The organism is Pseudomonas sp. E1BtOHC1, from assembly GCF_058744285.1.
Genome location: NZ_CP196023.1, coordinates 3,488,629 through 3,509,875, shown reverse-complemented (window position 1 = coordinate 3,509,875; position 21,247 = coordinate 3,488,629). Strand labels below are relative to the sequence as shown.

The 21,247-nt window shown below is 63.4% G+C and carries 19 protein-coding genes and 2 pseudogenes; 12 read left to right on the top strand and 9 right to left on the bottom strand.

Annotated elements, in window-relative coordinates; translation table 11 throughout:
- Window positions 1-29: 29 nt before the first annotated feature.
- From ACSSVC_RS16190 to ACSSVC_RS16175, 4 genes and pseudogenes are all read left to right on the top strand, one after another.
- On the top strand, window positions 30-551 hold the full coding sequence (locus tag ACSSVC_RS16190) for an alpha-ketoglutarate-dependent dioxygenase AlkB family protein (RefSeq protein ID WP_404939363.1): 522 nt from the start codon (window positions 30-32) through the stop codon (window positions 549-551).
- A gap of 88 nt (window positions 552-639) precedes the next feature.
- Window positions 640-1,521 carry an alpha/beta fold hydrolase gene (locus ACSSVC_RS16185; protein WP_492612542.1) on the top strand — a complete coding sequence of 294 codons (882 nt, stop codon included), beginning with the start codon at window positions 640-642 and terminating at the stop codon, window positions 1,519-1,521.
- A 245-nt stretch (window positions 1,522-1,766) separates the two neighbouring features.
- A pseudogene (locus ACSSVC_RS16180) lies at window positions 1,767-2,537 on the top strand (MCP four helix bundle domain-containing protein); the annotation flags it as partial.
- On the top strand, window positions 2,532-3,395 hold the full coding sequence (locus ACSSVC_RS16175; RefSeq protein ID WP_404939976.1) for a methyl-accepting chemotaxis protein: 864 nt from the start codon (window positions 2,532-2,534) through the stop codon (window positions 3,393-3,395). The pseudogene ACSSVC_RS16180 and the gene ACSSVC_RS16175, both read left to right, overlap by 6 nt.
- Window positions 3,396-3,455: 60 nt before the next feature.
- Here the strand turns inward: ACSSVC_RS16175 and ACSSVC_RS16170 are convergent, their stop codons facing one another.
- A complete protein-coding gene (locus ACSSVC_RS16170; protein ID WP_492612541.1) occupies window positions 3,456-4,790 on the bottom strand; it encodes an aminotransferase-like domain-containing protein in 1,335 nt (444 codons plus the stop codon).
- 113 nt (window positions 4,791-4,903) lie between these two features.
- Between ACSSVC_RS16170 and ACSSVC_RS16165 the strand changes: the two genes are divergently transcribed.
- Entirely contained in the window at window positions 4,904-5,800 is an 897-nt protein-coding gene (locus ACSSVC_RS16165) for a DMT family transporter (RefSeq protein ID WP_492612540.1), read from the top strand.
- 347 nt (window positions 5,801-6,147) lie between these two features.
- On the opposite strand, the gene ACSSVC_RS16160 is transcribed toward ACSSVC_RS16165, so the two are convergent.
- Together ACSSVC_RS16160 and gcvA are read right to left on the bottom strand one after the other, a co-directional pair.
- A complete protein-coding gene (locus ACSSVC_RS16160) occupies window positions 6,148-6,477 on the bottom strand; it encodes a hypothetical protein (RefSeq protein WP_346636092.1) in 330 nt (109 codons plus the stop codon).
- A gap of 136 nt (window positions 6,478-6,613) precedes the next feature.
- Window positions 6,614-7,522, bottom strand: a complete 909-nt coding sequence (gcvA, locus tag ACSSVC_RS16155) for a transcriptional regulator GcvA (RefSeq protein WP_492612539.1) — start codon at window positions 7,520-7,522, stop codon at window positions 6,614-6,616.
- 153 nt (window positions 7,523-7,675) lie between these two features.
- Here gcvA and ACSSVC_RS16150 point away from each other — a divergent pair, with 153 nt between their 5' ends.
- Both ACSSVC_RS16150 and yfcF read left to right on the top strand, forming a co-directional pair.
- Complete coding sequence (locus ACSSVC_RS16150; protein ID WP_492612538.1) at window positions 7,676-8,635, top strand: DMT family transporter; 960 nt, start codon at window positions 7,676-7,678, stop codon at window positions 8,633-8,635.
- Between the two features lie 103 nt (window positions 8,636-8,738).
- On the top strand, window positions 8,739-9,374 hold the full coding sequence (gene yfcF / locus ACSSVC_RS16145; RefSeq protein WP_446440012.1) for a glutathione transferase: 636 nt from the start codon (window positions 8,739-8,741) through the stop codon (window positions 9,372-9,374).
- Window positions 9,375-9,377: 3 nt separating this feature from the next.
- Here yfcF and ACSSVC_RS16140 read toward each other — a convergent pair whose 3' ends face one another.
- Window positions 9,378-9,902: a DUF1993 domain-containing protein gene (locus ACSSVC_RS16140; protein ID WP_446440011.1), complete on the bottom strand. Its 525-nt coding sequence runs from the start codon at window positions 9,900-9,902 to the stop codon at window positions 9,378-9,380.
- Window positions 9,903-10,032: 130 nt separating this feature from the next.
- Between ACSSVC_RS16140 and ACSSVC_RS16135 the strand changes: the two genes are divergently transcribed.
- Window positions 10,033-10,512 carry a hypothetical protein gene (locus ACSSVC_RS16135; RefSeq protein WP_446440010.1) on the top strand — a complete coding sequence of 160 codons (480 nt, stop codon included), beginning with the start codon at window positions 10,033-10,035 and terminating at the stop codon, window positions 10,510-10,512.
- A gap of 153 nt (window positions 10,513-10,665) precedes the next feature.
- Here the strand turns inward: ACSSVC_RS16135 and ACSSVC_RS16130 are convergent, their stop codons facing one another.
- Window positions 10,666-14,040 carry a DEAD/DEAH box helicase gene (locus ACSSVC_RS16130; protein ID WP_492612537.1) on the bottom strand — a complete coding sequence of 1,125 codons (3,375 nt, stop codon included), beginning with the start codon at window positions 14,038-14,040 and terminating at the stop codon, window positions 10,666-10,668.
- Window positions 14,041-14,394: 354 nt separating this feature from the next.
- Here ACSSVC_RS16130 and ACSSVC_RS16125 point away from each other — a divergent pair, with 354 nt between their 5' ends.
- Entirely contained in the window at window positions 14,395-14,796 is a 402-nt protein-coding gene (locus ACSSVC_RS16125) for a GFA family protein (RefSeq protein ID WP_446440008.1), read from the top strand.
- Window positions 14,797-14,811: 15 nt separating this feature from the next.
- Here ACSSVC_RS16125 and ACSSVC_RS16120 read toward each other — a convergent pair whose 3' ends face one another.
- Window positions 14,812-15,435, bottom strand: coding sequence for a cell wall hydrolase (locus tag ACSSVC_RS16120; RefSeq protein WP_446440007.1), 624 nt, complete (start codon window positions 15,433-15,435; stop codon window positions 14,812-14,814).
- Between the two features lie 302 nt (window positions 15,436-15,737).
- On the opposite strand from ACSSVC_RS16120, the gene ACSSVC_RS16115 reads away from it, so the two are divergent.
- The 3 genes from ACSSVC_RS16115 to ACSSVC_RS16105 all read left to right on the top strand — a co-directional run bounded on the left by ACSSVC_RS16115 (window position 15,738) and on the right by ACSSVC_RS16105 (window position 19,774).
- Window positions 15,738-16,271, top strand: a complete 534-nt coding sequence (locus ACSSVC_RS16115) for an RNA polymerase sigma factor (protein ID WP_346636085.1) — start codon at window positions 15,738-15,740, stop codon at window positions 16,269-16,271.
- Window positions 16,264-17,232 (top strand): FecR family protein, encoded by a 969-nt coding sequence (locus tag ACSSVC_RS16110; protein ID WP_446440006.1) that lies wholly within the window; start codon window positions 16,264-16,266, stop codon window positions 17,230-17,232. The genes ACSSVC_RS16115 and ACSSVC_RS16110 overlap by 8 nt, the downstream gene beginning before the upstream one ends.
- Window positions 17,233-17,335: 103 nt before the next feature.
- Complete coding sequence (locus tag ACSSVC_RS16105; RefSeq protein ID WP_492612536.1) at window positions 17,336-19,774, top strand: TonB-dependent siderophore receptor; 2,439 nt, start codon at window positions 17,336-17,338, stop codon at window positions 19,772-19,774.
- Window positions 19,775-19,858: 84 nt separating this feature from the next.
- Here ACSSVC_RS16105 and ACSSVC_RS16100 read toward each other — a convergent pair.
- The 3 genes and pseudogenes from ACSSVC_RS16100 to ACSSVC_RS16090 form a co-directional block, all read right to left on the bottom strand.
- A pseudogene (locus tag ACSSVC_RS16100) lies at window positions 19,859-20,089 on the bottom strand (OmpW/AlkL family protein); the annotation flags it as partial.
- A 20-nt stretch (window positions 20,090-20,109) separates the two neighbouring features.
- Window positions 20,110-20,556, bottom strand: coding sequence for an NUDIX hydrolase (locus tag ACSSVC_RS16095; RefSeq protein ID WP_492612535.1), 447 nt, complete (start codon window positions 20,554-20,556; stop codon window positions 20,110-20,112).
- 58 nt (window positions 20,557-20,614) lie between these two features.
- Window positions 20,615-21,244 carry a DMP19 family protein gene (locus ACSSVC_RS16090; RefSeq protein ID WP_404939343.1) on the bottom strand — a complete coding sequence of 210 codons (630 nt, stop codon included), beginning with the start codon at window positions 21,242-21,244 and terminating at the stop codon, window positions 20,615-20,617.
- Window positions 21,245-21,247: the final 3 nt, after the last annotated feature.

Here is a 21,247-nt window from a genome sequence, read left to right as displayed (position 1 = left end):
CTCGTCTCTCTACCACCTGAAGCCGCCCCATGACGCCACCCGCAATCGATCTATTCCCTGACTTCATCCCGGCCCCCGACGCCCTGTTCCATCACCTCAAGGACAGTGTGCTCTGGGATGAACGCATGCGCGCGCGCAAGACCGCCAGCTTCGGCGCGCCCTACGACTACTCGCAGATCACCTACCCGGCGGTGCCGATGCCCGAGGCCCTGGAACAACTGTGCGAGCCCATCGAGCAACGGCTGGGCTTTCGTCCCAACAACTGCCTGCTCAACTTCTATCCGGACGGTCAGTCCTCCATGGGTTTCCACTCCGATGCCAACGAGCAACTGGTGGAAGGCACCGGGGTGGTGATCGTCTCCCTGGGCCATCCGCGATCCATGGTCTTTCGTCATAAGGAAACCGGCGTCACCTTCGACTACAGCCTGGCCAGCGGCTCGCTGTTGCACATGTCGGACGAGTTGCAAAAGCACTGGCTGCACGCGATTCCAAAAGCTGCGGACGCCGGCGAAAGAATCAGCCTGTCGTTTCGACTGCTCAAGGTGCAATAGTGCTGGACGCGGTCAGGATCGACCCTTGACTCGCGTCCCGCCCCATCGACAATGCCCCCCTTGTGCTAATCGCTCTCCAAGAGGCCCCATGCAGTTGCTTCCCTGGTCCTACCCGTGCCCCGAAGGTTTTACCCTGCGCGGCCTGCGCTCCGAACCCTCGGGCAAACCGCTGCTGCACTTTCTCCACGGCAACGGTTTCTGCTCCATGGCCTATCGCCCCCTGCTGGTGTTGCTGGCCGACTCGTTCGACCTGTGGCTCAGCGACGTCCAGGGCCATGGCGACAGCGATCATGGCGGCCCGTTCCTGGGTTGGAACCGCACCGCGGAGCTGGCAGCCGAGGCCTTCGAGGCCGGGCTCAAGGCCTACGGTGACGTGCCCCGCTACGCCGTAGGCCACAGCTTTGGCGGCGTGCTCACCAGCCTGATCGTCGCCGAACGACCCCAGTTGTTTCGCAAGGCGGTGATGCTCGACCCGGTGATCTTCAGCCCGTCGATGATCAGCTCACTGAGGCTGCTCTCGGCCCTGGGCCTCAACCGTCGCCATACCCTGGCACGCAAAGCCGCTGCCCGCCGCCAGCATTGGCCGGACCGCGCATCGGCCAAGGCCGCCCTGGCCAATCGAGGCATCTTCAAGGGGTGGAGCGACGAGGCCCTGAGCGCCTACGTCGAGCACGGTCTGAAAGACGACGGCCAAGGCGTGGCGCTCAAATGCTCCCCGGAACGCGAGGTGGACATCTTCAGCACCTTCCCGCGGCGCCTGTGGCGATCCCTGCGCCGGGTGCAGACCCCGAGCCTGGTGATCCACGGCCGCGACAGCTACCCCTACGTGGCCCGGTCGATCAAGCGCTGGACGGCCATCAACCAGCATCTGAGCAGCCAGGTGATCGACGGCCAGCATTGCTTCATGCAGGTGGACCCTGCAGCCAGCGCACGCGCTATCCAGGGTTTTCTCCAGAACGAAAGCCGCTGAAACCCGGGTTCCTGCCGACCCGGTGACATGTCATCGTGCTATCATCGCCCGGTTTTCCAGACCGGGCCGTGCATCCCGTCACCTCTGGAAACCCTGGATAAGGCGCCGCCCAGACGCGCCTGCCACCCGCCTTGTGTGCAAAAGACCGTCGGCGCCCTGGAGCCCTGCTCCACTGTGCGCCGCACCGATGCAAACCGCGATGCCTGTCGCCGGTTGTACTTTTTGCCGCCACAAGGAACACAGTCATGCTCTTGAGAACGATGAACATTTCCCGCCGCGCAGGGTTCAGCTTTGCCCTGATCGCCCTGCTGGCACTGGGTCTGGGAGGCTTCTCCCTGCTGGAAATGCAACGCATGAACCAGCAATCCCTTGAGGTCGACCAGAACTGGCAGCCTTCGATCGTTGCCGCCAACGCCGTAGCCCTGACCAGCACCCAGATCCGTACCCTGACCCTGCGCATGCTGGTGGTACGTGATAGCAACGCCATCCAGGCGTTGCTATCGCGTATCACCGAGCTCGACGAACAACTCGACGCGCAACAGAAAGTCTATGAACAGCTGATCAACGTGGAGCAGGAACAGGCGGCCTACGAGCGTTTTGTCAGTGCCAAGGCGCTGTACATCAAGGACCAGCACCGGGTTGTCGAACTGATGCGCCAGGGTCACAAGGAAGCGGCGATCGACATCGTCGACGGCGGCCCGTTCCTGGCCAATGCCGACACCATGCTCAAAGAGCTGCTGACCATCATCGACGTCAACACCCGGGGTGGCATTGCCGCTGCGGCGCAAAGCAACCAGGTGTTCCAGGGCGCCGTGGGCATGGTCCTGCTGATCATGCTGATCGTGGTGGCCCTGACTATCGCCCTGGCCCTGCTGCTGACCCGCAGCATCGTGCGTCCCCTGGGCCAGGCCGTGGCCGTGGCGGAAACCATCGCCAGCGGCGACCTCGGCCAAAGCATCCAGGTCAGCGGCAAGGACGAACCGGCGCGCCTGCTGCAGGCCCTGCAAACCATGCAGGCCAGTCTGCGGGGCACCCTGCAGCGGATCGCCGACTCCTCCAACCAGCTGGCCTCCGCCGCCGAGGAACTGCATGCGGTCACCGAACACTCCAGCCAGACCCTGCACCAGCAAAGCAATGAAGTGGAACAGGCCGCCACGGCAGTCAACGAGATGACGGCCGCCGTGGAAGAAGTGGCGCGCAATGCGGTGAGCACCTCCGAAGCCTCCCAGGAAACCGACCGCACCGCCCATCACGGCCGCGAACAGGTGCAGCACACCGTGGACTCCATCGGCCAACTGGCGGCAGACGTGACCCAGACCTGCGAACGGGTCGAACACCTGGCAGTGGACGTGCGCAATATCGGCCAAGTGCTGGAAGTGATCCGCTCGATTGCCGAGCAGACCAACCTGCTGGCCCTGAACGCGGCCATCGAAGCGGCCCGGGCCGGGGATGCCGGACGGGGGTTTGCCGTGGTCGCCGACGAGGTGCGGGCCCTGGCCCATCGCACCCAGCAGTCGACCCAGGAAATCGAAAGCATGATCAACACCATCGAGGAAGGCACCGAGGGTGCCGTCAGCGCCATGCGCACCAGCAACGAGCGGGCGCACCTGACCCTGGAAGCCGCCCGCGCCTCGGGGCTGGCCCTGGACCAGATCACCCAGGCCATCACCGCGATCAACGAACGCAACCTGGTGATCGCCAGCGCCAGCGAGGAGCAGGCCCAGGTGGCTCGGGAAGTGGACCGCAACCTGATCAACATCCGCGACCTGTCGACCCAGACCTCGGCCGGGGCCAACCAGAGCAACGCCGCCAGTCAGGAACTGTCGCGGCTGGCGGTGGACCTGAACGGGCTGGTGACCCAGTTCAAGCTCTAAAAAAAGCAGCGGCAAGCTTCAAGTTCAAAGCTTGGAACTTGCGGCTTGCGGTTTGCGGCTTTAGAACGCGTAACGGCTAATCACTTGCCGGACCTTGGCCAACGCCTCGGGCAAATCGGCCAGGTCCACCGAACCCAGGGCCAGGCGAATGGCGTGGGGCACCGGCCCGGCGCAGACAAAGGGCTCGGCGGTGGACACCGAGACGTTCTCGCGCAGCAACGCCATGGCCACCTGATCGGCGCGCACTTCCTCGGGCAAAGGCAGCCAGAGGAAGTACGAGTTGGGGTGGCCGATATGCTCCAGTCCTGCCAACAGTTCCCGAGCCAGACGCTGACGGGCCTGGGCGTCCTGACGTTTTTCCTGCTCCAGGCGCGCCACGGTGCCGTCCTCGATCCAGGCACAAGCCATGGCGGTCATCACCCCGGGGGTGTTCCAGGTGGTGGCGCGGATCGCGCGTTCGAGCAAGGGCGCCCGGTCTGCGGCGGCCACCACGTAGCCGACCCGTAGCCCGGCGGCCACGCTCTTGGAAAACCCCGAGATATAGACCGTGCTTTCCGGAGCCAGGGCCGCCAGCGGCGGCGGTGGATCGTCCGCCAGATAGGCGTAGGCCGCGTCCTCGATGATCAGCAACCCATGCTGACGGGCCAGGGCCACCAGACGCTGGCGCCAGGCCAGATCAAGCACCCAGCCCATGGGGTTGTGCAAGGTCGGCATGGCGTACACCGCCCTCACCCGCCGGCGCTGGCACAAGCGCTCTAAGGCATCGAGGTCCGGGCCATCTGCCGTCAATGGGATGGCCAGCAACTCCAGTCCATGGGCATCCGCCACCACCTTGAACCCCGGGTAGGTCAGGGCATCGGTGGCCACCACGTCGCCGGGCTTGAGCAGGGCCATGACCGTGGTCGCCAGGCCGTGCTGGGCACCGCTGACGATCAGCACCTGTTCGCCCTTGACCGCCAGCCCGCGACCCGCCAGGTGCTGCGCCACCGTGGCCCGCTCATGGCTGCGGCCGGCGTGGGGCTGATAACGCAGCAGGGCCTCCAGGTCCCCGCAGGACGCCAGCTGACGCAAGGCTGCGCGCAGCAACTCTGCCTGCCCGGGCAAGGACGGGTAGTTGAAGTTCAGGTCCAGGGTTCCGGCCGCCGTGGCCTGCTGATCCACGCCCTGCCCGGGCGGTAGAGCGGTTTCCCGGACAAAGGTGCCACGCCCGGTTTCGCCGCTGATCAAGCCCATGGCTTCCAGCTCGGCATACACCCGCGAGGCGGTCACCAGCGCCAGCCCTTCGCTGGCCGCCAGCTCTCGATGAGTGGGCAGGCGCGTGCCTGGGGCCAGCACACCGCGACGGATATCGGCGGCAAAGACATCGACTAACTGCTTGTAGCGGGCGCGGGCCATTGACGCTGTATCCATGACAATTTTTTGATTGTGCTGATTTTCAATCCTAGGATGAGCTGGACGCAAGCCCCAGCCCGGGCCTGCCCCTGCCAACCGTAGTGAGCACTTGTTGAATGGAACGCACATCGCACCTGCAATCCCCGCCGCTGGAAAAAACCGCCGGCGGCTGGCTGAACGGCTTTATCGGGGTGCTGATCTTCAGTGGCTCGCTACCGGCGACCCGGGTCGCGGTGCTGGAGTTCGATCCGCTGTTCCTCACCTTTGCCCGCGCCACCATCGCCGCGGTCCTGGCCCTGTGCATCCTGCTGCTGTTCAAGGAGCGACGTCCGAGCAGGCAGCAATTGCTGCCCCTGACCATCGTCGCCCTGGGCGTGGTGCTGGGCTTTCCCTTGCTGACCGCCCTGGCCCTGCAGTACGTGACTTCGGCTCACTCCATCGTGTTTCTCGGCCTGCTGCCCCTGGCCACCGCGGTATTCGGCGTATTGCGCGGCGGTGAGCGACCGCGTCCGGTGTTCTGGCTGTTCTCGGTGCTGGGCAGCCTGCTGGTGGTGGGCTATGCCCTGTCCCAGGGTCTGTCGGCGTCGCCCAAGGGCGATCTGCTCATGCTCCTGGCGGTGCTGGTGTGCGGCCTGGGTTACGCCGAGGGCGCCCAACTGTCCCGAACCCTGGGGGGCTGGCAGGTGATCTCCTGGGCCCTGGTGCTGTCGTTGCCGGTCATGGCGCTCCTGACCCTGTTCAGCGCCCCGCCCTCCTTCAACGGCATCAGCCTGCCCGCCTGGTTCAGCCTGGGTTATGTCTCTTTGTTCAGCATGTTCATCGGTTTTGTCTTCTGGTACCGCGGGCTGGCCCAGGGCGGGATCGCCGCCGTCGGCCAACTGCAGTTATTACAGCCGTTCTTCGGCCTGGCCCTGGCCGCCGGCCTGCTGCATGAACAGGTCAGCCTGGGCATGCTCGGGGTCACAGTGGCGGTGATCCTGTGCGTGGCCGGGGCGAAGAAGTTTTCCAGATAGAAGCCAGGTATCAGTGGCAGTGGCTGAGCTGCCCTGCCACTGATGGCGAAGGGAAATGAAACCGGAGCCGCGAACGGCCCCGTTTATGTCGGAGAGATAGTGGCAAGCGCACCGATAGCGATGGTCAAGGCTAAAAATCCAAACAAGAAAAACGCCATCTTAGTCATCAGGCCTCCTGAACATTAGGTTTGCGGTGCAGCGGACCGGGTCTCCAGCCAGGAGACCAAGTGGGCGCGCCATTTTCGAACCTTGGCTGTTCTGATAACAGATGCAGATGAGCGAGAAAAATACGGATCAGAGCCTGCGCTCCCGTCGCGCAACACTCAGGCTTGAGCCTGTAACAGCCACTATCGACGGGCCAGTTTGTAGCGCACACAGTCGTCGTAAAAGCTTTTGCGCAAGGCTTCGGGCCGGATCCGCGATGAGCTGTCGTAGGTCTGTTCGGTGATCCCCAGGGCCAGCATGCGCATCCAGCCCTTGCTGAACTTGTAGGCCTGGATCTTCTGCCGCGCCGCGTACAGCGACACCCCGGACAACTTCAGCTCCTGAGCCCTGGCGGCGGTACCCGCGCCCCAGCTGCAGACATAACGGTCATTGGCCTGCAGCTTCCCGGCCTGGGCCATCCCGGCCCCGCCCAGCAGGGCGCAGGAAGTCAGCATTATCAACACATGGCGCATTTATCGGTCACCTAACCATCTGAAAATAAAGTGATTTTGCCGATACCTCGGCCAGTGCGGGGCCAGCAGATTGCCTTATCGATCAAGGCAAAGTGCCTGCCACTGCTGGCCAGTCATGCGGGACAGGCGCACCGCACTATGCCAGCGGCTCGCCGCTGGGGGGCGCACGCCCGGCTTCGGCCAGCAGCCACTGGCGCAACAGCGCGACATTGGGTCGCTCCAGGGCCGCTGCCGGATAGACCAGATAGTAAGCCAGATCACTGGCCACACCCTGGGCAAGCGGCGCCAGCAGGCAGCCCTCGGCCAGTTCCCGGCGCACCAGCGAGCGGCGCACCAGGGCAACCCCCAGACCCGCCTTGGCAGCTTCTATGGCGCCATTGCTGTCGACGAACACCCGGCCCCGGCTGCCGTCGATCTGCCCGGCTCCGGCCGCCGCCAGCCACAGCGGCCAGTCGTGACGATGCTCATCGTGCAACAACGGCAGCCCTGCCAGCTCGGCGACCGTCAGGCCGGCGTCCTGCCCCAGCAGCTGCGGGCTGCACACCGGGGTCAACTGGTCATCGAGCAAGCGTTCGCTGAGCAGCCCCTCATAGCGGCCAAAGCCGTGGCGCACCGCCAGATCGACGCCATCGCGGGCCAGGTCCACCTGGCGGTTGCAGGCGCTGATCCGTACATCCACCCCAGGTGCCTGCGCTTCGAATCCCGAGAGCCGCGGCACCAGCCACTGTGTAGCGAAACTCGGCGTGCAACTGAGCACCAGTACCTCCAGACGCCCACGCCCGACTATCTGCGCCGTGGCCTCGCGCATCATCCGAAAGGCCGTGCGCAAGGTCGCGAAGTACTCCTCACCGGCCGCGGTCAGGATCAAGCGCCGGGGGCGGCGCAAAAACAGCGCGAGCCCCAGCACCGCCTCCAGTTCCTTGACCTGCAAGCTGACAGCCCCCGGGGTGACATTCAGCTCCCTGGCCGCCAGGGTCACGCTCAGATGACGCGCTGTGGCTTCAAATGCGCGCAGTGCCGCAAGGGGCGGCAAGGCCATGCTCATGATTTAGCCCTCCTCAACCATGGAGCGAAAAACGCTCGTTTGTCCGCGGTCGCAACTCGCAGAATAATTCGACACGGCAGTCATTCAAATAGCCACGGCGTCCGTGCATCGACGAGCAGGACTCAATCATTGAAACACGCGGGAGTAAGCGGCATGACCAGGCAAAAAGTCATGGGAGTGATGGAATGGGGGCAATTGCTGGTGCTATCGATCCTCTGGGGTGGCTCGTTCTTTTTTGTCGCGATTGCCGTCAAGGAGCTGCCGCCACTGACCATCGTCATGCTGCGGGTGAGCCTGGCCGCCCTCGCCCTGCTGACGCTGATCCGTATCCTCGGCCTGTCACTGCCCCGGGACCGACGAGTGTGGCTGGCGTTCTTCGGCATGGGGCTGCTCAACAACCTGCTGCCCTTTTGCCTGATTGTCTGGGGCCAGACCCATATCGCCAGCAGCCTGGCCGCCATTCTCAATGCCACCACGCCCCTGTTCGCGGTACTGGTGGCCCACGCCCTGACCACCGATGAAAAAATCAGCGGCAACAAACTGGCAGGGGTACTGGTCGGCTTTGTCGGGGTGGCGATGATGATCGGCCCCGACGCCCTGGCGGGCCTCGGGGATCATCTCGGGGCACAGTTGGCGGTACTGGGTGCAGCACTGTCCTATGCCTTTGCCGGAGTCTTCGGCCGGCGCTTCAAGGCCATGGGCGTCGCCCCACTGCTCAGCGCCAGCGGTCAGATCTGCGCCTCCAGCCTGCTGCTGATCCCCCTGGCGCTGCTGCTGGAGCGGCCCTGGAACGTGCCACTACCGAGCCTGGCCACCTGGGGCGCGCTACTGGGAATCGCCCTGTTGTCCACCGCACTGGCCTATGTGCTGTTCTTTCGGATTCTCTCCAGCGCCGGCGCCACCAACTTGATGCTGGTGACCTTCCTGATTCCCATCAGCGCCATTGTCCTGGGCTGCCTGGTGCTGGGCGAGCAGTTGCACACCAGGCACCTGCTGGGCATGGGCATGATCGCCCTGGGCCTGGCAGCCATCGACGGCCGGCTGCTCAGGCGCTTTAGGGCACGCAAGCAGGCACCGTTGGACAGCGACAGTTTTCTCGGCAAGGACATTTGATAGCGGCCGGTATTCCGGCGAGGAATGCACGGATAAAAATCGCGCATTTTATTTATCGCCCGGGATCTCTTAGCGTGTGCACTCCCCTCCTGGAGATCCCACCGTGACCGCCTCCCCCCGCCCTCGCTTGTACGTCGATGCCCAGTTCACCAGCCCCTACGCCCTGTCAGTGTTCGTGGTGTTGCGGGAAAAGGGCATCGACTTCGAACTCATCCCCCTTGACCTCGATGCCTGTGAAAATCGCGCCCCGGACTATGCCCGGCTGTCCCAGACCCAGCGGGTGCCGACCCTGGTACATGACGGCTTTGCCCTGTCCGAATCCTCGGCCATTGCTGAATACCTGGAGGAGCTGTTCCCCCAGATACCCGTCTATCCCCACGACCGACAACAGCGAGCCAAGGCCCGCCAGGTCCAGGCCTGGCTGCGCAGTGATTTGCTGCCGATCCGCCAGGAGCGCTCGACCCTGGTGGTGTTCTATGGCTGCAAGGGCGAGCCCCTGTCGCCGTCCGCCGAAGCGGCGGTGGGCAAGCTGATCGATGCCGCGCAAGGGCTGTTGGCCGATGGCCGTGAATGTCTGTTCGGCCAATGGTCGATTGCCGATGTCGATCTGGCACTGATGCTCAACCGCCTGATCCTCAACGGTGACCCGATGCCCGCGAACCTGATGGAATATGCCCGGCGCCAATGGCAACGGCCGGCGGTCCAGGAGTGGCTGCAGTTGCTGCGGCCGGCGCGGTGACGTTCATTCCGGCTGACGCAGATAGGCAAACATGTGCTGGGCATAATCGGCCTTGCCCAAGGGCACGCCGTGATGCCGCAGGATGTTGTAGGCCGTGACCAGATGGAAATAGAACTGCGGCGTCGCCCAGTTGCGCGCGAATTCCTCGCCGGTCATATCGAAGGCGATGCCAGTGTGCAGCTCGATGGCCACGGCCCGTTGTCCGCTGCTGTCGATCAACTCACGATCCACTGCCGCCAGAAACGCCAGGGTGTCTTCGATCAGCGCCTTGGCCTCGGCCATGGTGGCCGGTGCCTGCAGCACGGTCACCGGTTGTCCGCCAAGGCGCTGCACCGCTTCCCGGGCCTGGGTGCAGGCGAAACGCACCTGGGCCGCCAGGTCATGCATGTCCGGGGCCAAGCGCGATTCCAGCAGGACCTGAGGATCGAAACCCAGCTCCCGAGCACGTTCCTCGCCCTTGGCCAGCAGACCGCTCAGCGCCCGCAGCATCTGGGCGAAACAGGGAACGGTGATGGTGTAGATCGACATGCAGCTTCCTCGCAGAGTAATGGGCCCCCAACGGCACCCCTGGCAAAACCGACTGAATCCTAGCAGATCGCCGCCCCGCCTCCGGGGCCGGACAACGCCAGAAAAGTACCCGTGCGCCGATCCGGCTGGTATGGTGCGCCCCTTGGAAATACACCGCCCGACCCTGAGGAACCTGACCTTGAGCAGTGAAGCAAAAATGACCGGTGACCTGTTCGAAGTCGACAAGCGCCTGGCCCTCAAGCCCATCGTCGACTTCAACAGTTACCTGCGCGCCGCCTTCGCCGACGGCCCCTGCACCTGTGGCCGCTGCGTCGCCAGCCAGGGTGACGAAACCGGCTACGCGTACCAGCACAGCTTCAACTTCGCCGGCCGGATCGCCCACCGCCGCTTCGCCTCCACCGCTGGCAGCGACGTGCTGCTAGCCCTGAAGAAGGCCTGGCTGTCCTACACCAAGGCCGAGCTGCAAACCAGCGGCAACCTGGACCTGGCGACCGTGAAGGAATTGGTCGAGCCCGAGCTGCACAAACTGCTGGTGCCGCTGTTCGTGGCCAGCGGCTTGACCCGTGACGTGGATGGCCAGTTGCAGATTCAGGCGCAAGTGGCCGCCTGAGCCTCGCGCCTTTGCGCTGATCGTCCACCACCGCCCTTGCGGCGATGGCGGACGTTACCCGTAAAACGCTCAGCACCTGGCTGCCAAGGGCTCATGGGCAAGGACGGTTCAAGCCCTCTGAACCCCTGCCCCGTTCGCCCCTGTTCCGTGCGGCTAACCCGGCGAATCCGCAGTATCGAGCGCCACCCGGCGCGGCCGACAAATGCGCAACGTACTGGCCAGGGTTCCAAACTGGGGACAGGCACTCCAGTCCTGAATGCTGCCAATCACATAGACCCGCGCCTTGGCACGGGTCAGCGCAACATTCAGCAAGTTGGGTTTCGACGATGCCCAGTGGCGACTGCCACCGCCTGCATCTCCTGGCGCAGACCCCAGGACAATCAGCACGATGTCCGCTTCCTTGCCCTGGAACCGATGCACGGTTCCCCAATCCACTGGCCAGTCTTTCTTGCTCATGTGAACACGCTTGAAGACACTGGCGCACTCTTGGGCGACTTTCTTGAAGGGTGAAATGACGAACACGCTGGCCAGCTTGCCATCGCCGTTGGTGGGCCAGTTGGCGCGCATCTTGAGCAGCACGGCCTCGAGAAAGTCCATTTCCTCGGCGACCACTTGCCCATCACTCGAGCTGCCCTGCACATCCAGCCAGGCACTGTCGCCCAACAGGCAATTGATCGATGCAGGATGTGTATTGGCCTGCACCATCTGCCCGGCGTAGGCGATATCGTTGGCGACCTTGAACATCGGATCGATACAGCGTCGGTGGGCCCTTAGGGGCAAGCCTGTCCAAACGGCTGTCTCCTGAGAATCGGGGCGACCGATCCAGGCGCCAAGGGCCATGGTTTGATCCGCCAGGGTCTGGGCCGACTCGGTGGCAGGCGACCACTTTACGTCCACCCCATGACGCCGACGCAGCTCGGCGACAATGGCACCGGGCACCGTCATGACCGGTTCGATTTGCAGCGGATCACCAATGATGACCGCGCGTTGACTGCGCCATAACGCCCCGGCTACCGATTGCACAGTGGCCTGCCCGGCCTCGTCGATCAACAGCCAGCCAATCGACTCTCGCCCAAACCCGGCGAACAGCCGATCAAAGGAAGCCAAGGTACTGGAGACCACTGGCACGGTAAAAAACAGGATGTTCCAGAGGATGCTCAATTGGTGTTCCTGAACCGGCTCCGGGGTCTCGCGCATGAGCATTTTCTTGAACGCTCGAAGGTTGGCAATGGCCTTGCCATGACTCGCCAACAAGGTGGTCTCGTGCAAACGCAGTGCGGCCAGAAACAGCTGGGCGCGCAGGGCATCGAATTCAGGGTTCACCCAGACACTGGCCAAGTGACGCGAAGCAGCGTCCTGCTTGAAGAACTCGCTATCAGGCACCTTGGCCCCGGTCGCCTTGAACTCACCAACCAAGCGCTCCAACTCATGCCGGCGCTGCTCGTATTGCCGGAGCTCCTGCTGCCATTGGGCCTGGGTACTCTCCAGAGTGGCACGCTCGCGTTCAAAGCCGGCGCGGCAGACCTCAAGCTGACACTGCGCCTGGATGAACGCCTGCTTGCAGCGTGCTGATTGCTCAATCGCGTCTTGCCATGCCTGCGCGGCATCAGCCCTGGCTGTGCGCAGGCGACGACTCGACTCGGCCCAGTCCCGACAACGCTGAGTGACGAAACCCAAGGCTCGCAAGCAGCGATCCCACAGAGGCAAGAGGCTGTCGCCCTGCTCCGCCTGCAAGCGATCATTGGCAATCTGCTCCTGCAAGCGTGCCCGCTGCTCCTGGTCCTCGGCCTGCTCCAGTCGGACACGAGACTGGGACAACCCGGCATCCGCTGTCGACAATCGCCCCTGCCATTGAGCCGGCAACTGCTGCAGACGCACCCGCCCCTCATCGATCTGGCGTTGCTTCGCCGCTTCCTGCTGACGCAGCATCGCCGAGTTGGCCAGCGCCTCCAGTACCTTGGAAAAGGTTGCCTGTTGCGCCTCGACCAGCCCACGCAACCGCAGGAACTCCTGCTTGGCCGCCCGCCACTGTTGCTCCGCATCGGCCGGTGGCGTCTCCAGCAGCGTCTTGATATCGGTGGGCTGGCCCGGCGTGTAAGGCTCCTTGTGATAGTCACGGAAAAAAGCATTGGCAAACTTGCGCCGGTTGTCACTGTTGCCCAACGCTGCAGCAACCAGCCCCCAGGCCTGTGTCTTGATGTCGGCCGCGGCGAATACCTGGGCCGCGACCTCCTGGAAGTACCCGGCGTCCAGGTGTTCATCCTTGGCCAGCTTGGACCGCGCAGGCAGCTCCCGGGTGATGTTCTCAACCGCCGTGTTGTTGTTGCTGGTCACCACGATTGCTGTGCCGTCGACAATCGATGGCAAGAGCGGGTAAACGCTCATGCCGCCAACGGTGGTTTTTTTCTCGAACGCGCTCCAGGGGTGATCGAGCCGGGCCAGCGCAGAAGCGCGCTGGACCACGATGTCCGCAACCACATCGCAAAGCAGGGTGGTCTTGCCGGTTCCCGGCGGGCCGTTGACCGCGATCAGTCCCCGGTCCTTGTGCAACTGAGCGCTGATCTGACCCACAGCCGCCTGCTGCGCCAACATCAGATGGTGCTGGCTGGAGGCAGGCCAGCGTCCCAAGGTCAGCTTGTCGGGGGTAATGCAACTGACCATCGCCCCATGCCGCGTCAGGATGTCCTGGCGCTGATCGCTTGCAGAGCAAGGCCCCAGATACTGGTTCAGGGTCTTCCCCAGGGACTGGCCGCTGTCGGCGGCTTTGATCAGGCGATCAAGATCGTTCAGGTAAAACGAATTGAGGAAGTCGATGTCGCTCTCTGCCTTGTCCGGCTCATTGCCCTTGCGCCGCCGACGCAAAGTCGACTTGATCACCACCTTCAGAGGAAAGTCCAGAGACACCGCCCTGAACAATGCCAATGCAAGGTTCAGTTCTTCGTTCAATTCGTCCCAGGCCAATGGCCGGGTCAAGGTTGCATCGCTGGCTGCACCGCCCGTATCGCCGCCCTGTACGCCCTCAATCTCTGGCTCGACAACCGCCACCGCCGTCACTTCCGGGCAACGTTCCTTGAAGGCTGCGGCCTGTTCCTGAATGTCGTCGTGCAAACCATCCAGTGTTTGCCGCCTCAGCAGACGACGCATACCCAGGGTGAAGCCCGCCGGCACATAGGAGTCCGCCAATCGTTGCCCCGAGCCATTGACCACAAAGGCGGCAATCCAGCCTTTGCCATTGAGTTGCTGAAGATCACCTTCACTGAGGCGAGTCTCGGGGGTCACTGCTTGCAACAGGACCCTGGCCCAGTCGCGCGCCTCTGCGACACCGAGAAAAACCGCATGACTCCACTCTTCACTGTCGCTGGACAGCAACGAGTCGCGGTGGCCCTGCTCCCAGGGCAGCCTTTGACCGGGCTGGAAATAGGCCACCTTGTTGCGGGGTTTGGACTCTCTGTCGGGAGGACTGGGAATATTGAAGATTTCCACGTCCCGCCAAAAACGCAGTACATCGATGGCACTGTTGTTACTCATTGCATTCCCTCGCACAGCTGTGCATTCCATTGTCTGTCTCATTCCTATCCGCTCGGGGAGCCTGGCGCTCTCCAACCGACACGCCCTGGCGCAGCGCCTCGCTATAGCCGGACGCCCTGATTGCCAGTGGGGAAGCGTGGGGAAATACGCCGGCGAAAATAAAGGCACAATAATATCATCTAGCGTCGCAACGGCTTTCGCCGATCAGCCAATGCCTCACCCGCCACTCCCCGCTTGAGCATCAGCGCGCATTTGTACATCCTCCAGGTTTCGACCTGATAGCCCAGCCCCCCTTGAGCACCCGACGGAACAGGCTGTCGCACCGCAGGCCCTGAAACTTTGGAAACCCTCACCATGCAAACTCCCTATCAAGGCAGCTGCCTGTGCGGCGCAGTCACTTACCGAGTGTCCAGCGCATTGAAAGCCGTCACCCACTGCCACTGCCGCAAATGCCAGAAAGGCCACGGCGCAGCCTTTGCCTCCTATGCCAGCGCGCCACATTCTTCGATCGATATCCACAACCCGGCAGCCAGCCTCAAAAGCTATGAGTCCTCTCCGGGCGTTCTGCGCCAGTTCTGCTCCCAGTGCGGCGCCTCATTGTTCTGGCGCGATACCCAGGGCGATTTTTCCGAGTGGATGTCGATTGCCATCGCCACCCTGGATACCCCCTTTACCGCGCCCAAACAGAAACACCTCTGCGTGGCCATGAAAGCCCCTTGGCACGAGATCTGCGATCAGTACCCGCAAGTGCCGTGACCGCTCGATCCACCACTAGCGCGCCGCCACATTCTTGGGTTTGTAAAACCTGAAGCTGCCGATCTCGGTGGTCTTGATGTAGGCCCTGGACCAATCCGGCGAGACGCTGCGATCGTGAAAGTACAGGGCGCCACCGGTACGGTCCTGGAGCTGCTGGTTCAACGCCTTGCGCGCGATCTCCTTGGCGATGGTGTAGCGCCCCTCCTCTTCCACTTGGTCCGGGCGACCGTCGCACCACCAGGAAAACTGGCATGGGCTCTTTTCCGAACCCTGCTTGACCACTTCACACACCGTCCCGGGAAAACCCTCATGGCCCAGACGGTTCAGGACTACATTGGCCACCGCTTCCATATCGGCAGACTCCCCTCCTTTGGCCTCCCAATAAATGGTTCGTGACAGGCAGGTAATGGCGTCGTCCACCGGGGCCTGGCCTGCGGGGTCCACCGCCTGGACTTCGGTTTTGGTGATGGGCGCGACCTGGGGCTCGGCCTTCGGACTCTCTTTGTCCGCAGCCTTCTGTTCCAGGACCTGGGCCTTGTCCTCGGCGGCGGCCTGGGCAGCAGGTTGCGGGTCGCCGGCCCAGGCCTGGGCGGCGCACAGTATCAAGGTGAAACAGATAACCCGTGCAATGAGGCGCATGATCGATCCTTCCAGCTAAATACAAAGGGCCCCCATACCAGCACTGCCCCTGGCCGAACGGCGCGGCGGCGCATTTCAATCATCTGACCGGGCCCGGTACGTTGACGCGTCGATGGGGGCGAACGGGTCATGGGGCCCATATTGAATCGACCATGGGCCATGGGAATCATTCCCTGTGGCCAGCCACGCCCGGAAAAGCGCCGATGAAGCCAGAATGGAAATGTGCTGGTAATGATAAGAATTCTCATTAGAATGCCCACCCATTCACGCTGAGCCGTATCAGGTAGTGGGGACAGTGGGCGATGGAAATCGGAGACGACCAGCAACAACTCAGCGCGCTGTTCATTGCGCAGCGCGGGGGGCTGATCCGCATGCTTGCGCGGGTGGTGGGGTGCGCCAACCTGGCGGAGGATCTGGCCCAGGAAACCTACCTGCGCGTGGCCAAGGCGCTCAAGGCCCGTCCCATCGAGCACTTGCAGCCGTTCCTCTACCAGACCGCCCAGTACCTGGCTTTCGATCACCTGCGCAGCCAGCGCAGCAAAAGGCGCTTCGAGTACCAGCCCACAGACGGCAGCCAGCTCAGTGAAGTGCCCACCGGCGCCCCCGGCCCGGAAAGCCACGTCCAGGGGCAACAGCAGTTGCACTTGCTGCAACAGGTACTGGCGACCCTGCCCAAGCGCCAGCAACAAATCCTGGTTTTGCATAAACTGCACGATCTTTCGCAAAGCGAGATTGCCCAGCGCTTGCAGGTTTCCCTGAGCACGGTGGAAAAAGACCTGCGCCATGCACTCAATGCCTGCATCAAAGCCACCGACCGGCAGAACCCTGATGACTGAACACCTCACAGCCCTTCCCGGCGACGCCGTACGCGAGCAGGCGAGCGACTGGTTCACCCAGCGTGAGGCCATGACCCACAACGTGCTGCTACGCCAGCGTTTCGAACAGTGGCGCAACGCCGATGAGCAGCACGCCCAAGCCTACCGGGCCCTGGAGAACCTGTGGAACGCCAGCGCCTTCGAGCAGGCGCTGGAACACCTGGCGCTGAACCTGGACCTGCCGCCCGCCCCGGCCCCGGCACGCAGGCAACGTCGCCCCCAGCGCTGGCTGGCCACAGCTGCTGTGTTGCTGGTGATGCTCGGCGCCGGTTGGGTCGGCGACCTGCCCATGCGCCTGCAAGCCGATCACCTGAGCGCCGTCGGCCAGGTCGAGCGCTTCGATCTGGCCGACGGTTCCCACGTTGTCCTGGGCAGCCACAGCGCCATCAGCAGCGACTTCAGTGCCGCTCACCGGCGCATCCGCCTGCTGCGGGGTGAACTCTATGTCGAGGCTTTCCATGACCCGTCCCGGCCACTGACCATCGAGGCCGGCAGTGCCACGGTGACCGTGGTCGGCACCCGGTTCAGTGTCAGTCGTCACGCCGATGGCGTGACCGTGGCCGTGCGTGAAGGCCGGGTGCGGCTGGCCGACGACCAGGGCGAGCAGAGCCTGCTGCAGGCCGGCAACTGGCAGCAACTGCAGGACCATCACCTGCGCCCCTTGAACCCCGAGGGCGGTGAGCGGCAAATGGCCTGGGTCGACGGCCGCCTGTCCTTCCAGGACGCGCCCCTGGCCCAGGTGCTGGGGGAACTGCGGCGCTACTACCGGGCACCGATCCTGCTGTTCAACGCCAGCGCAGCGCAGCAGAACGTCAGCGGCAACTACCGGCTCGACGACCCCCACGCCATCGTCCAGGCCCTGAGCAAAGTCACCAACACCGAGCTCACCCGCCTGCCGGGAGGCGTCCTGGTCCTGCGTTGAACACCCGACCGAGGGAAGCTGAAAAAAGTTTTACGGCTTTCCCGAAGTCAACCCGTCAGGGTGTTTGCTTTTGCAAATCATTCCTATTTCGTACGGGACTTCCATGCACCTGACAACACTCACCCCTGCCCGCAGCCTCCTGGCGCTGGCCATCTGCCTGGCCTGCAGCCCGGTGGCGGCCGTCGAGCCCGCTGCCGCCCCCGGTCATCAAGCGCCGAGCGCCCACAATTTTTCCATCGCCCGCCAGTCCCTGGCCAATGCCCTGGATCAACTGAGCACCCAGAGCGGATTGCAGATCGCCTACTCCTCGGCGATGGCTCAAGGGATCGAATCGGCGGGGGTCAGTGGTCGTATGAGCGCGGAACAGGCACTGAGCACACTGCTGGTGGGCACCGGCCTGGGCTTCGAACGCAATGGCGCCAACGCGGTGCTGTTGACCCGCCTGCCCCAGAGCAGCCAGGCCGTGGAACTGGAAGCCACCCAGATCGTCAGCAACCAGCTGGGCACCGTCACCGAAGGCAGCGGTTCCTACACCCCCGGCACTATCGCCACCGCGACCCGGATGGTGCTGACCCCACGGCAGACCCCGCAGTCGATCACCGTGGTCACCCGGCAGCACATGGAAGACTTCGGCCTCAACAACGTCGACGACGTGATGCGCCATACCCCCGGGATCACCGTCTCGGCCTACGACACCGACCGCACCAACTACTACGCCCGCGGTTTCTCGATCAACAACTTCCAGTACGACGGCATTCCCTCCACCGTGCGCAACGTTGCCTACTCGGCCGGCAACACCCTCAGCGACATGGCGATCTACGACCGGGTCGAAGTGCTCAAGGGCGCCACCGGCCTGCTCACCGGCGCCGGCTCCCTGGGCGCCACCATCAATCTGGTGCGCAAGAAGCCCACGGCCCAGTTCCAGGGCCACGCCTCCCTGGGCATGGGTTCCTGGGACAACTACCGCAGCGAGCTGGATGTCAGCGGCCCCCTGACCGAAACCGGCAATGTCCGCGGCCGTGCGGTCGCGGCCTATCAGGACAAGCAATCGTTCCTCGACCACTACTCGCGCAAGACCTCGACCTACTACGGCATCCTCGAATTCGACCTGTCCCCCGATACCCTGCTGACCGTGGGCGGCGACTACCAGGACAATATCCCCAAGGGCTCCAGCTGGTCCGGGACCTTCCCGCTGATCAACGCCACCGGTGGGCACAACAGCATGTCGCGCTCCTACAACAACGGCGCGACCTGGAGCGGCTGGGAGCAATACACCCGCACCGCTTTTGCCATGCTCGAGCACGACCTGGGGAACGGTTGGGTCACCAAGCTGCAACTGGACCACAAGATCAACAGCTACCACGCCGAACTCGGCTCGATCCAGTTCGACGAACCGCAGACCAATGGCACGGCCAAGGTCAACGCGCAGAAATACACCGGCGACACCACCAGCGACTCCGCCGACCTGTATCTCAGCGGCCCCTTCAATCTGTTCGGCCGCGAGCATGAACTGGTGCTGGGTGGCTCCATTGCCAACTCGCGCTGGACCGGCAAGGGCTACTGGTCCCCGGACTTCCTCGGGGCCAACGGCAATGTGGTGGACTTCTACAACTGGCACGGCAAGATCGAGCGGCCCATCTGGGGGCTGCCGGCCCAGCGCACCGACGATACCGTACGCCAGACCGGCACTTACATGACCACCCGCCTCAACCTGATGGACGACCTGAACCTGTTCCTCGGCGGGCGGGTGGTCAACTATCACCTGACCGGGCTGACGCCGTCCTACAAGGAAAGCGGACGCTTCGTGCCTTACGTCGGCGCGATCTACGACCTCGACGAGCACTTCTCGGTCTACGCCAGCTACACCGACATCTTCATGCCCCAGGAAAGCTGGAACAAGGACCGGGACAGCAAGCTGCTCAACCCGGACGAAGGCCAGAACTATGAACTGGGACTCAAGGGCGAGTTCTTCGAAGGCCGCCTGAACAGCAGCCTGGCCTACTTCGAAGTGCACGAGACCAACCGCTCAGTGCCGGACGATGCCTACAACAACCAGACCCCGACGCCGGACAACTACGCCTTCAAGGGCGCCAAGGCGGTCACCAAGGGCTACGAGCTGGAGATTTCCGGTGAGCTGAGCCCCGGCTGGCAAGTGCAAGCCGGCTACACCCACAAGATCGTGCGCGATGATGAGGGCGACAAGATCTCCACTTTCGAACCGGAGAATCAGGTCAACCTCTACACCAGCTACAAGCTCAAGGGCGACCTGGACAAGCTGACCGTCGGTGGCGGCCTGCGCTGGCAGAGCGTGGGTTGGTACTCGGTCTACAACGCGCCGCGCAAGATCAACGAAGACATCTCCCAGGATGCCTACTGGCTGGTGGACCTGATGACCCGCTACCAGATCACCCAGAACCTGTCGGCGACCCTCAACGTCAACAACCTCTTCGACAAGTCCTACTACACCAACGTCGGTTTCTATAACTCGGCGGCCTACGGCGAACCGCGCAACTTCATGCTCAGCACCCGCTGGGACTTCTGAAACCGTGGCCATGCCGGGCGACAGGGCCCGGCATGGCCCGATTCGATCCGGGCTTGAGGGTATTGCACAACCGGGTCCGGACGCTTAGAACCGGTACCCCAAGCCCAGCATGTACACGAATGGATCAACGTCCACATTGACCTTGGAGCGGACCCCGAGGTTGCCATTGCTCACATAGGCATCGGTTTCAATGTCGATATAGCGCATCTGCGCGTTGCGCATCAGCCGGTCGCTGAGCATGTAGTCCATGCCCACCTGGGCCGCCCAGCCCCAGGAGTTGCTGGCGTGGAAATTGTCGAAGCCTGCGGCTGAGGCCCATCGCGACCGAGGCCCGGTCAGTCCAGCAAACCGGCGTTCTTCAGCAGTTCGCCCAGCCCCTGGGGAACCAGGGGCGTGTGCTCAGTGAAACTGGCGCTGCCATGCCAGCGGGCCACAAAGGGCGCGCCGTCGCTTTCCTGAGCGTCGAGTTGGGCGCGCTGGTAGAGCGCCGAATCCTCGAAGCGGGCGTCGTACACCTGGACGATTTCATGGCCGGGTTTGCCGTCGTACACAAACAGACTTTCCAGGGTGCCGATCAGCCGCAGATTGTTGATCGACTGCCCCAGCTCCTCCTGCACTTCGCGAACAATGGCCTGGGCACTGTGCTCACCAAAATCGATCCCGCCGCCCAGAGGCCGGAACAGCATCTGTTGCTTGTCCGCATCCTGGAATTGATTGACCAGGATCTTGCCCTGGTGGTGGAAGACACAAAGCGCCAGGGCGCGGATACGGGGTTCAGCCAAGGGATGAAGTCCATTCAAGGGGGGCAAGGCGCGGCATTGGAGCATGGCGCGAGGAGCATCAGCCAGCGTAGAAATACTTTACCGCCAGCGTCGGCACCTCCTCCATCGCCGACCACAACTGCTCGTCCAGCTCGCCACCGATCAGCTCATATTGCTCGTCACCGAGCAGCTCGGGAATGTCCCACAGCCGCTGCAGTTGCGGGTGATCTTCAAGAGGCCCGACCAACTGCCGCTGGCGGCTGACCACGGCGTGGGTGCTACGCGCGCCAATGGCAACCAGCGCCTTGAGCGCCAGCTCGCAACTGCGCTCGCCCCAGTTGCAGAAGAACTGCAGGAAGCCCCCGTTGTAACCGTCCGCTTCCAGGCGCCACAGCGCCACGATGGACTGATCGTCCTCTGGCAATTGCTCCAGTTGCCACTCCAGAGCCTGCAGCCGCCCCATGGATTCCCGGCACAGGTGCTCCCAGATCCAGTCGAAGGCATCGACGTGCAGATCCGCGTCTCCCAGGTGCGGCCAAGACACCGAGATCCCATGAGGGTGGATCCGAAAGTCCGCGCGCTGCTCGGGCGTGGCGGTTTGCAGCCGACTGTACCGGCTCAGGGGTTGACGCAGGACCAGGCCGTCGGCCCAGCCCAGGCAGAGCGCATCATCTTCAAAGCCGACCTGGAGGATGGGAGGGAATTTCAAAAC

What these genes read in the sequence shown, in the direction of transcription:
- ACSSVC_RS16190 (WP_404939363.1), top strand. Translation starts at nt 30, where the DNA reads ATGACGCCACCCGCAATCGATCTATTCCCTGACTTCATCCCGGCCCCC.
- ACSSVC_RS16185 (WP_492612542.1), top strand. Translation starts at nt 640, where the DNA reads ATGCAGTTGCTTCCCTGGTCCTACCCGTGCCCCGAAGGTTTTACCCTG.
- ACSSVC_RS16175 (WP_404939976.1), top strand. Translation starts at nt 2,532, where the DNA reads ATGCAGGCCAGTCTGCGGGGCACCCTGCAGCGGATCGCCGACTCCTCC.
- ACSSVC_RS16170 (WP_492612541.1), bottom strand. Translation starts at nt 4,790, where the DNA reads ATGGCCCGCGCCCGCTACAAGCAGTTAGTCGATGTCTTTGCCGCCGAT.
- ACSSVC_RS16165 (WP_492612540.1), top strand. Translation starts at nt 4,904, where the DNA reads ATGGAACGCACATCGCACCTGCAATCCCCGCCGCTGGAAAAAACCGCC.
- ACSSVC_RS16160 (WP_346636092.1), bottom strand. Translation starts at nt 6,477, where the DNA reads ATGCGCCATGTGTTGATAATGCTGACTTCCTGCGCCCTGCTGGGCGGG.
- gcvA (WP_492612539.1), bottom strand. Translation starts at nt 7,522, where the DNA reads ATGAGCATGGCCTTGCCGCCCCTTGCGGCACTGCGCGCATTTGAAGCC.
- ACSSVC_RS16150 (WP_492612538.1), top strand. Translation starts at nt 7,676, where the DNA reads ATGACCAGGCAAAAAGTCATGGGAGTGATGGAATGGGGGCAATTGCTG.
- ACSSVC_RS16140 (WP_446440011.1), bottom strand. Translation starts at nt 9,902, where the DNA reads ATGTCGATCTACACCATCACCGTTCCCTGTTTCGCCCAGATGCTGCGG.
- ACSSVC_RS16135 (WP_446440010.1), top strand. Translation starts at nt 10,033, where the DNA reads ATGGTGCGCCCCTTGGAAATACACCGCCCGACCCTGAGGAACCTGACC.
- ACSSVC_RS16130 (WP_492612537.1), bottom strand. Translation starts at nt 14,040, where the DNA reads ATGAGTAACAACAGTGCCATCGATGTACTGCGTTTTTGGCGGGACGTG.
- ACSSVC_RS16125 (WP_446440008.1), top strand. Translation starts at nt 14,395, where the DNA reads ATGCAAACTCCCTATCAAGGCAGCTGCCTGTGCGGCGCAGTCACTTAC.
- ACSSVC_RS16120 (WP_446440007.1), bottom strand. Translation starts at nt 15,435, where the DNA reads ATGCGCCTCATTGCACGGGTTATCTGTTTCACCTTGATACTGTGCGCC.
- ACSSVC_RS16115 (WP_346636085.1), top strand. Translation starts at nt 15,738, where the DNA reads ATGGAAATCGGAGACGACCAGCAACAACTCAGCGCGCTGTTCATTGCG.
- ACSSVC_RS16110 (WP_446440006.1), top strand. Translation starts at nt 16,264, where the DNA reads ATGACTGAACACCTCACAGCCCTTCCCGGCGACGCCGTACGCGAGCAG.
- ACSSVC_RS16105 (WP_492612536.1), top strand. Translation starts at nt 17,336, where the DNA reads ATGCACCTGACAACACTCACCCCTGCCCGCAGCCTCCTGGCGCTGGCC.